Source organism: uncultured Senegalimassilia sp. (genome assembly GCF_934636665.1).
Lineage (GTDB): Bacteria > Actinomycetota > Coriobacteriia > Coriobacteriales > Eggerthellaceae > Senegalimassilia.
Genome location: NZ_CAKUAT010000030.1, coordinates 1 through 10,049, shown reverse-complemented (window position 1 = coordinate 10,049; position 10,049 = coordinate 1). Strand labels below are relative to the sequence as shown.

The following is a 10,049-nucleotide window of genomic DNA, read 5'->3' as shown; positions in this document are numbered from 1 at the left end:
GCCCCGGCCGACGCCGCCGCTGCGCGCCCCGCTGCCGCGGCCCGCGCCGACCGCGCCCCGCTGCCGCACCCCGGCCTCGGCGAGTTCGGCCCGGCCGAGGAGGCTTACCGCGCCCATGCGCGCCGTGCCGCCGCGAAGACCGGCCCGCTCACCTTCGCGTTGGTGGGCAACCAAAACTGCGGCAAGACTACGCTGTTCAACCAGCTCACGGGCGCGAACCAGCACGTCGGCAACTTCCCGGGCGTCACGGTCGACCGCAAGGACGGCGCCATTCGCGGGCACGCCGAGGCCACCGTCACCGACCTGCCGGGCGTGTACTCGCTGTCGCCGTACTCCAACGAGGAGATCGTCACACGCGACTTCCTGCTCGACGAGAAGCCCGACGGCATCATCAACATCGTCGACGGCACCAACATCGAGCGCAACCTGTACCTGACCATGCAGATCATGGAGCTGGGCATCCCCATGGTGCTGGCGCTCAACATGATGGACGAGGTCGAGGCCAACGGCGGCACCGTGCGCGTGAACGAACTCGAGGCTGAGCTGGGCATTCCCGTAGTGCCCATTTCGGCGGCGAAGAACGAGGGCGTTGACGAGCTGGTCGACCACGCCCTGCACGTGGCGCGCTTCGACGAGGCGCCCGGCCGCATCGATTTCTGCCCCGCAAGCGCGCAGGAGCACGACCCGCTCGGCGCGGTGCACCGCTGCATCCATGCCACGGCGCACATCATCGAGCCGTACGCCGAGCAGGCGTCCGTCCCCGCGCGTTTCGCCGCCACGAAGATGGTCGAAGGCGACGAGCTGATCGCCCGCAAGCTCGATCTGCCGGAATCCGCTGTCTCGTCGGTGCGCGAATTGACCGCCGCCATGGAGGCCGACGCCGGCATGGACGCCGAGGCGGCGCTGGCCAACATGCGCTTCGCCTTCCTGGCGAATCTGTGCGCCAACACCGTGGTCCGCCCGCATGAAAGCCGCGAACACAAGCGCAGCGTTTCCGTCGACAAGCTTCTGACCGGGCGTTATACCGGCATCCCGTGCTTTTTCGCCATTATGGCCGCGGTGTTCGTGCTTACGTTCAGCGTCGTGGGCGCCGCGCTTTCCGACCTGGTGAGCGCAGGTGTCGACGCCGCCCTCGAAGCGCTGGCCGCCGGCTGCGAGGCGTGGGGCCTCAACCCCGTGGCGCAATCGCTGCTGGTCGACGGCATCGGCGCCGGCGTGGGCGCGGTTATCGGCTTTTTGCCCACCATCGTCACGCTGTTCTTCTTCCTGTCCATCCTTGAGGACTCGGGCTACATGGCGCGCGTGGCGTTCGTCATGGACCGCCCCATGCGCAAAATCGGCCTGTCCGGGCGCTCCATCGTGCCGCTGCTCATGGGCTTCGGCTGCTCGGTGCCCTCGATCATGGCCACGCGCACGCTGTCGAGCGAACGCGACCGCAAAATGACCACCATGTTGGTGCCGTTCATGAGCTGCAGCGCGAAGCTGCCCATATATGCCCTGCTCGTGGGTGCGTTTTTCCCGCGCGCGCTGCAACCGGTGGTCATGATCGGCCTGTACGCGTTCGGCGTGGCGGTGGGCATCTCGTTCGCGGCCGTGCTCAAACGCGCGCGTTTCCGCGGCCAGCCCGTGCCGTTCGTGATGGAGCTGCCCAACTACCGCCTGCCCGCCGCGAAAAGCGTGGCGCGCCTGGTATGGGACAAGGCGAAGGGCTTCGTGAAGAAGGCGTTCACCGTGGTGCTGGCGGCGTGCGTGGTCATTTGGTTCCTGCAGACGTTCGACGCGCGCCTGAACGTGGTCGACGACGTCGACGCCAGCCTGCTCGCGGGCATCGGCGGGCTGATCGCCCCGCTGTTCGCGCCGCTGGGCTTCGGCGATTGGCGCGCGGCCACGGCCCTCATGACGGGCTTCATGGCGAAGGAGAGCGTGGTATCCACGTTGACGCAGGTCATGGGCGAGGGCGTGGATTTGACCATGCTGTTCACGCCGGTGACGGCCATGGCGTTTTTGGCGTTCGTGCTGCTGTACACGCCGTGCGTGGCGGCCATCGCCACCGTGCGCAGCGAGCAGGGCGGCGCACGCGCGGCGCTCGAGATGGTGCTTTTGCAGTGCAGTATCGCCTGGGTGGTTTCGTTCGCGGTGTATCTGGCGGGTTCGCTGGTCACGGGCGGGATCGCGAACGCGTTCAGCCTGCCGGGCCTGGTCGCGGCCGTGGTGATCGCGGTAGGCATCGGCGTGTATCTGAAGCACCAGCGCACCGACGGCGAGCTGAAGGTAGGCTGCAAAACCTGCCCCGCCAACTGCAAGAACTCCAGCGGCTGCTGTCATTAAGGCAGGGAAGCTGCTTTCTGCTTCCCGCTCAAGCACAAAAAATCGCCCCGTCTCCAGTGGAGACGGGGCGATTTCGCATGTGGCGCAAACTCGCTCGCGGCTAGCAACAATCGCTTGCTACGCGGCCTTCACGTCGTCTAGCTCGCGGCCGGCGTTCGGGTCGTTGAACACGTCGGTGTCCATGCGTCCGGCGCGCTTGGCCACGATAGTGGTGCACACGGCGTCGCCGGTGATGTTCACGGCGGTGCGCGTCATGTCCAGGATGCGGTCGATGCCCATGATCAGCGCGATGCCCTCAAGCGGCAAGCCGACGGAGTTGAACACCATCGACAGCGTGATCAGGCCCACCGACGGGACGCCCGCGGTGCCGATCGACGCCAGCGTGGCGGTGGCGATGACGGTCGCATACTCCACCGGCCCCAGCTGCACGCCGAACAGCTGCGCGGTGAACACCACGGCAACGCCCTGCATGATGGAGGTGCCGTCCATGTTGATGGTGGCGCCCAGCGGGATGGTGAACGACGAGATGCGGCGGTCGACGCCCATCTTCTTCTCCAGCGTCTCGATGTTCAGCGGGATGGTGGCGTTCGACGTTGCGGTGGAGAACGCGAACATCATCACCGACACGAACTTCTTCAGGAACTTGATCGGGTTGATGCGCGCGAACACCGTCAGCAGCACCATATACACCACCAGGCACTGCACGGCAAGCGCCAGCAAAACGCCCAGCATGTACTTCACCATGGGAAGGAACGCGTCGAAGCCGATGTTGGCGAACGTGCGCGCCAACAGGCAGAACACGCCGATCGGGGCCACGTACATGACCATGGAGGTCATCTTCATCATGATGTCGTTGAACTGCTCGAAGAAGCGGTGCACCACCTCGACCTTGCGGCCCATGGTGGACAGGATGATGCCCACGAACAGCGCGAAGAAGATGATGGCCAGCATATCGCCCGAGGCCAGCGCCTGGATGGGGTTCTTCGGGATGATGTTGAGCAGGGTGTCGGTGAACGACACGTCGGTGTTGGCGCTGCCCGACAGGGTGGAGGTGTCGGAGGCCACCATGCTGGACATGTCAACGCCGCGGCCGGGGTTGATCAGGTTGCCGATGGTCAGCGCCACGGTGACCGCCAGCGCGGTGGTGCACAGGTAGAACACCAGCGTCTTCAGGCCGATGGTGCCGAGCGTCTTCGTGTCGCCGATGGACGACGCGCCGCACACGATGGAGCAGAACACCAGCGGCACGACGAGCATCTGCATCAGGCGGATGAAGCCCTGGCCGACAACATAGAAGATGCCGTTCACGAACACGTCGTCGCGCACCGTGCCCGCGGGCACCAGGTAATGGAAGATGACGCCGCACAAAAGGCCCAGGCCCAGCGCGATGAGGATGGACCCCGTCAGCCCGATATGCAGGCGTTTGGGCTTTTCGCCCATGTTGATCTCGGTAGACACGCGCCCCTCCTATTCCTGCGCGCCGCGGGCCAGCGCGGCAAGGTCATGCTCGGCGGCGAACGCCGCAAGGTCGTCTTCCCAGGTGGGGAACTCGTACACGCCGGTGAGGCGGGCCATCATGTCGTCAAGCTCGATGCGGTAGCCCTGCCAGGGGTTGGCGGTGCCGCGCAGGTTGCCGGTAGGCTGGCCGGCAAGGGCGAAGGCGCGCTCGAAGAACTCGAAACGGCTGGTCACGCCCGTGCAGGCGGCATGGAAGGTGCCGAACTCGTCGGACTCCATGGCGGCGATGACGAACTTGGCGAACGTGTCCACCGACGTGGGGCAGGCAAACTGGTTCGCGGGCACGGGCACCGTTTTGCCCTGGGCGCTTGCCAGCAGCGCGCGGCCGAGCAGGTCGTCGGGGCGGGCGGTGTAGACCCAGCTGGAGCGCACGATGATGTGGTGCTGGTTCAGCTCGTTGACGAAGCGCTCGCCGGCCTGCTTGGACTTGCCGTATACGTGCGGCGGGTTTGTAGCGTCGAACTCGTTGAACGCGTGATCCGCGTTCTCGGGGAACAGGTCGTCGGTTGACAGGTGCACCATGGTGGCGCCGACGTTGTTGCTGGCGATGGCCAGATTGCGCGCGCCTAGCGCGTTCACCTTGTAGGCCTTGTCGGGGTTCTCGTCAGCCTCGGTGCGGCTGGCCAGTGCCGCGCAGTTGATGACGAAGTCGGGTCGGTACGACTCGGCGAAGTTCAACACCTCGTGCAGGTTCGACACGTCGATCTCGATGTCGCTGGTCATGACCTTGTAGCGGCTGTGGTCCAGGAAATGCTCGATTGCCTGGCCCATTCGCCCCGCTGCGCCGGTGATCCACACGGTGTCCTGAGGACCCATTTTCATAGGGCGCCTCCTTCCGGATGTGCTGCGCGCGGCGCCTGCGGAAGGAGCGTCGCGCAAGGGGTAAGTGGTAAGCTTGCCTATTCTACCGCTCCCGAAGCCCCAGCGCAGCAGCCGTTTCCCAGTAAATTGCAATCGAACCAGTCGGAAAAAGAAAAAGCTGGCGAAGGAGCCCCCGGCGCTTTGGGCCCGGACACTTAGTGGACGTAGCATTATCTGTTTGGGTTCGGCTTTGCGAAGCGCTCTCCCTGCGCCTATGTATACAAAACGGCCCCGTTCGCGGGGGAGTGTTGCGAACGGGGCCCGAAGGGGGGTAATGGAAAAACTGCTACGGCAACAAGTTCAGGCTCTGCAGTTCGGCCTTCACGTCGTCCATACCGTAGGCGTCAAGGCAATCTGCGGTGGGGCAGCCGAGCTCTTCGTCCCAGCCGAACTTGGAATACAGCATATGCAAGCCGGAATCGAAGTCCTTGGCCTCCATTTTCGTGGTGCCTTCCGTGAACGGTTGCATGTCGGGATCCATGGTGAAGATCCACTGGGTGGGAACGTCATGCACGCCGTGCAGGTCGTTGCACCCGATCTTGCCGTCCTTATCCTTCATGCCGCGTACCGTCATCGCGCGTTGCAGCGTCATAATCTTCGCTGCGCGCTTGTACAGCTCGTCGGTGGTGACGTCCTCGCCAGTGACGGCCTTGTAGAACTTCGCCTCCATGTCCAGGTCGCCGCGGTAGTCGCGTGCCTTTGTCGGGCTCATGGCCATCGGCCACACCCAGTTGCACAGCGTCAGCGAGTCGTGCAGCACGTCGGTGACGATGGACCACCAAGTGAAGTTCGCCTTCGCGTCGTTCATGGGCGTGTAGTTCTTGTCGGGGTCGCAAGCCTCCTCGCCGCCCCAAATCTCTGCAGCGATGGACTTCTTCACTTCGATGGGCAGGCCGCAGCCGCTGAAGTTCACGGCGGAGTGGATCATGGGGTCGCGGTTGAACACCATGTTCATCAGGCCGCCTACCTGGCCGAACGTTTCCACGCCATGGTGATACGGCCAGCCGCGGTAGTTGATCAGCGAGGAGCGCTTATCGTCGAACCAGCCCTCCACGCCCCAGCGCGGGCACCACACGATGGGGCCGTGCGCGATATAGGAGATCTCGGTGTCGTTGCGCATGATCAGATGGAGCACCTGGGTGATCCAAGTGGGGTCGCCTTGCGCCAGCTTGTCCCAATCGATGGCGTTGTACTCGGATTCGGGAAGCACCCGCTTGAACACGCCTTCCTTGATGCAGTAGCCAAGGTCGCGATACAGCTGACCGTAATTGCACCAAATGCCCAGGTCGTCCATAAGGTTGGTGAAAACGACGTTCATGTACAGCGTTTTCTCGTCATCGAGCTTCTGCCCGAGGATGTTGTTCATGAACGTGTAGCCGGCATTTGCCATGCAGGCGTTGCCGCTGGTCTGGTAGCCGCTCGCGTCTTTCGCCGCGCCGACGCGAAGGTCTGCATAGCAATGGATGGGGCAACCGTGGCAGCCGTTGGTTTTGATGGTGTACTTCTCTGCTTCCGCGCCCAGCATCCAGGGGTGGGCGATCAGCAGGCAGCGCTTGCCCACGGTGTTGATCTCGCCCGGTTTCGGCTCGCCGGTCTCGATCGGACCGCCTTCGGCTTGCGTCCAGTACAGGCCATTATGAGCGTTCCAGCGGCTGCCTTTGTTGTAATACTCGGCCCATTCCTGCTGGGTCGACGGCACCACGTGGTTGTTGTTCGAGCCGATAAGCTCGCGAAGCATGTAGTCGGAAAGATCGGCCACAGCCTGCGGGTCCTTCACGTTTACGCTTCCGTTGCCTTCGACGACGAGAGCCTTGCATTTCTTCGATCCCATCACTGCGCCAAGGCCTGCGCCGGCGGAATGGTTTCGGGCGTTCATGATGCAAGAATAGGGAAGTAGGTTCTCGCCGGCGGGGCCGATGGCGGCCACGCAAGCGGAGGTCCCCTCAAGTCGGTTCAGCGCTTCGGTGGTTGATCGGGTTCCCATGCCCCACACGAACGAAGCGTCTTTAATCTCGACTTGATCGTCCTTGATGTTCAGGTAGACGGGCTTGTCCGATGCGCCTTCCAAAATGATGGCGTCATAGCCTGCTAGCTTCATCTTCGCGCCGATCATGCCGCCGCAGTGGCCGTCGACGATCAGGTTGTCGGTGGTGAAACAGGACAGCGTGGAGATGGTGCAGCGACCACCCAGCGGAACGCCGGATGCGGTGAGCGGGCCTACAGCGAACACGATTTTGTTATCGGGTCCCAGGGGGTCCGTGCCTGCGGGAACCTCGTCGTACATGACCTTATTGGCAAGGCCCATGCCGCCGATGTACTCCTTATACGGGTCGGTGGACTCGGTGGTTATGCTGCCCGTCGTTAGATTGACGCGCAAGATTTTGCCGGTCCAACCATATGAGACTTTGTCAGCCATGGTTCCTCCTCGTTTGAAACAGCCTAGGTGTTGTGTGCGGCTTGAGGCGAGGCGCGTTTATGGATGACGATGGGTTCAATGATGTCCTCATCGAAGCGAAAAAGCTATATCCTCTATGAGGGAATTTCCTGTATTACCAGGTCAATCACGTAGTCATCGGCATACGGCTTTGCGGACATCGCGTTCCCGCAAAGCCGTATGCCGGGCAATCCGACTATTGCTCATGGATGAAATCGAGGATTTGCTGCCTGGAATGCAGCCCCGTTTTCGTATACGCGTGGCGAATGTGCTCGTGTACGGTTCCCGGGGTGATGAACAGTTCAGAGGCGATTTTCTTTTGCGTGTGGCCTTGCGCATACAGCGAAATCACTTCCGTTTCCCGCTCGGAAAGCTGGTACTGCTTCTTGAGCGCCGCAATGCCCGCGGCAAACGAATCCTCCCGCAACGAGGCGATGGCGCTTTGCTCCTCCGGGCTGCTCAGGGCCACGGCTTTTTGAAGCGGCGATGTCTGAACGTCGGGCAATTCCTGGGCGGGCGTTTTCGCATCGTTCAGGAATCGTACGAAGATTATCAGGGCCGAAGCGACCACGGCATCCGCCATGATGGCAAGCGTAAGCTCGGCGTTGCTGTTCAAAGGCGTGATATTTGACAGCACGATGCGCGCAAACGCCCTTGTGACGAAGTAGACGATCCAGCCTGAGAAGGCGTAATAGTAGGGATCCCTCCAGCCATGCGTCATGAACTCTATGGTCAGGTAGTAACAATAGCCCACGGTCAGGGCGTTCAGGGAAGTTGCGAATACGGCCCCGATGCTAAGGGAATCGGGGAATGCGGCGAACGAGGTGATTGCAAGGCAGGCAAGGCACAGAAGCATGATCCATATGCCGGTTGTCATGAATCCAGTTTTCCCGGAAAGGCAAATCAGCACGATTATCATGCAAATCACCACTGTGACCAGCATGTATGCAGTACGCGAAGCGGGGTCGAACGCTATAGGCTGCCCGTTGGGATAGCCTCTTAAAAGGCCTACCGTTAGCCCTAACGCCGCCACGCCAAGGGCGGAAGACGCAAGAAGCCGCTTGTTGCGAATGCTCGCTTTCAGCGAATAAGCAGATCGCGGCTCGTTGTTTTTAACCAATTGGAACGGGTTGCTCGTGCGTTTTGCAATGTGCTGAGCCGGGAATTGCGCAGCGCTTATCACGGTGGCTATGATTGCCTGAGACCCAGCAGGCAAACAGTTGACGAGCATAAGGATCAACTCGCTTGCGGCTATGGCGGAGAACACCAGGGTCGCCCCGATGATCACGCCGCCTCCGCGAGCTCGTCTGAGCCAGTAATACATGGCGCATGTGCTGGTTATGGTGCATATAGCGGCTATGACGAATCGAACGGCCTCTTGAAGCGGGAATAGCGTGCCGTATTCCAAGAGCGCAACGCAGATGGTTTCCAGCGCGAACACCGCGGTTGCGCTGCGATTGACGAATGCCTTGCTTAATAGCTCATTCAGTTTCGTTATTGCGAAGAGCAGCGGCGCGAAAACGATGAGGGCGGCGAGCACGGTGCCGTCCGAGATGAATCCCGCGTCGGTCTGCGCGTAATTCGAATATACCGATGCATTCAGTCCGACGCGCGAGCACGCAAGGCCTGCTATCAACGGCAACAGAGGCGCATAACGTTTGAGCTCGCTTACATGATATGCGCCCCCGTTGTCGATTGTAGGATCTTCTTCCTCATGCGCCAGCGTTTCCTGCGCTGACACGGCGTTTTCATTTCCCATGTTCCCCCTCATGGCCTTTGCGGTATCGCCTTCTTATTATACGGTCGCTTGACCGAAGCGATGAAGCCGCTCTTGCAAAACCGTGTTCCAAAAGGCTCAGGCGCGCATTCCCTATTTGAGGATATAAGCCATTTACCAGGCGATTTACAGTGAGGAAGGTTGAAAACATGCTGCTGTAGGGAATGCGTCGGCACCTTGTACTCGGCATAGTGAACAGCGTTGTGTGTGAGAGAGGGGCTATTCGTCGAAGGCTTGTTCGGCGAAATACGAGGCGTCAAAGGGGGATACGAGGATACTGCTAGACTAGTTTCCGAGGGGGGAACATATTATGTCGAATCCCGATGTTCGAGACGGCGCTTCCTCTGGCAACGGCGTTTCTGCAAACGGCAAGAAAAGCATCACCCGTCGCGACGTGCTGGCCATGGCCGGCTGCGGCGTCGCAGGTTTGGTCGTCGGCGGCGCGCTGGCCAGCTGGGGCGTCACCCAGGAGTCCATCGCATCCGGCCGCATCGAGCTGCGCACCACGCCCACCAAGATGATCGTCACCGACCGCGCGCAATGCTCGGGCTGCCAGCGCTGCGAGATGATGTGCACGCTGAAGAACGACGGCCGCGTGTGCCAGCACATCGCCCGCGTGCGTGTGTGGGATAACTACAATTGGGGTGCCTCGCCCGACACCGGCGAGGGCTCCTTTGGCGAGGGAAACCCGGGTGGCGGTCTGTTCACCGTCGAGCACTGCAAGCAGTGCGCCGACCCGCAGTGCGTGAAGTACTGCCCGGTCCACGCCATCTACGCCGACGAGAAGACCGGCGCCCGCACGGTCGACACCAAGAAGTGCATCGGCTGCGGCATGTGCAGCCAGGCGTGCCCCTGGAACATGCCCCGCGTCGACACCGAGACCGGCGTGTCCACGAAGTGCATCTCCTGCGGCCGCTGCGCCGAGCAGTGCCCCAACGGCGCCATCCAGTTCATCGATTGGCAGGATATCGCGCAGAAGATCATCGACGAGGGCATCGTCCGCACCGTTACCGCTGTTCAAGCGTAGGAGGTGTCGTGATGAGCGAGAACAACGTTACCAGGCGAAGCTTTCTGGCCGGCAGCGCCGGGGTCGCAGCAGTAGCGGCCGGCGCGGGCTTCATGAGCTTCGGC

Annotated in this window: 6 protein-coding genes; 2 read left to right on the top strand and 4 right to left on the bottom strand. The window is 61.9% G+C overall.

Going from position 1 to position 10,049, the window contains the following annotated elements; translation table 11 throughout:
• Positions 1 to 2,328: ferrous iron transport protein B (feoB, locus tag Q0G75_RS09200; protein ID WP_294417970.1), on the top strand; the 2,328-nt coding region annotated here is incomplete at its 5' end.
• Positions 2,329 to 2,445: 117 nt separating this feature from the next.
• Here the strand turns inward: feoB and Q0G75_RS09195 are convergent.
• The 4 genes from Q0G75_RS09195 to Q0G75_RS09180 all read right to left on the bottom strand — a co-directional run bounded on the left by Q0G75_RS09195 (position 2,446) and on the right by Q0G75_RS09180 (position 8,681).
• Positions 2,446 to 3,786, bottom strand: a complete 1,341-nt coding sequence (locus Q0G75_RS09195) for a dicarboxylate/amino acid:cation symporter (protein ID WP_294417023.1) — start codon at positions 3,784 to 3,786, stop codon at positions 2,446 to 2,448.
• A gap of 9 nt (positions 3,787 to 3,795) precedes the next feature.
• Positions 3,796 to 4,668, bottom strand: a complete 873-nt coding sequence (locus Q0G75_RS09190; protein WP_294417025.1) for an NAD(P)-dependent oxidoreductase — start codon at positions 4,666 to 4,668, stop codon at positions 3,796 to 3,798.
• Positions 4,669 to 4,993: 325 nt separating this feature from the next.
• The gene (locus Q0G75_RS09185) at positions 4,994 to 7,123 is read right to left on the bottom strand and encodes an aldehyde ferredoxin oxidoreductase (RefSeq protein ID WP_294417026.1); all 2,130 of its coding nucleotides are present in this window, start codon (positions 7,121 to 7,123) and stop codon (positions 4,994 to 4,996) included.
• A gap of 214 nt (positions 7,124 to 7,337) precedes the next feature.
• Positions 7,338 to 8,681, bottom strand: a complete 1,344-nt coding sequence (locus tag Q0G75_RS09180; RefSeq protein ID WP_294417969.1) for a helix-turn-helix transcriptional regulator — start codon at positions 8,679 to 8,681, stop codon at positions 7,338 to 7,340.
• Between the two features lie 547 nt (positions 8,682 to 9,228).
• Here Q0G75_RS09180 and Q0G75_RS09175 point away from each other — a divergent pair.
• Complete coding sequence (locus Q0G75_RS09175) at positions 9,229 to 9,945, top strand: ferredoxin-like protein (RefSeq protein WP_294417030.1); 717 nt, start codon at positions 9,229 to 9,231, stop codon at positions 9,943 to 9,945.
• Positions 9,946 to 10,049 lie beyond the last annotated feature (104 nt).

Coding starts and splice junctions, on each gene's coding strand:
- Q0G75_RS09175 (WP_294417030.1), top strand. CDS start 9,229: ATGTCGAATCCCGATGTTCGAGACGGCGCTTCCTCTGGCAACGGCGTT.
- Q0G75_RS09185 (WP_294417026.1), bottom strand. CDS start 7,123: ATGGCTGACAAAGTCTCATATGGTTGGACCGGCAAAATCTTGCGCGTC.
- Q0G75_RS09190 (WP_294417025.1), bottom strand. CDS start 4,668: ATGAAAATGGGTCCTCAGGACACCGTGTGGATCACCGGCGCAGCGGGG.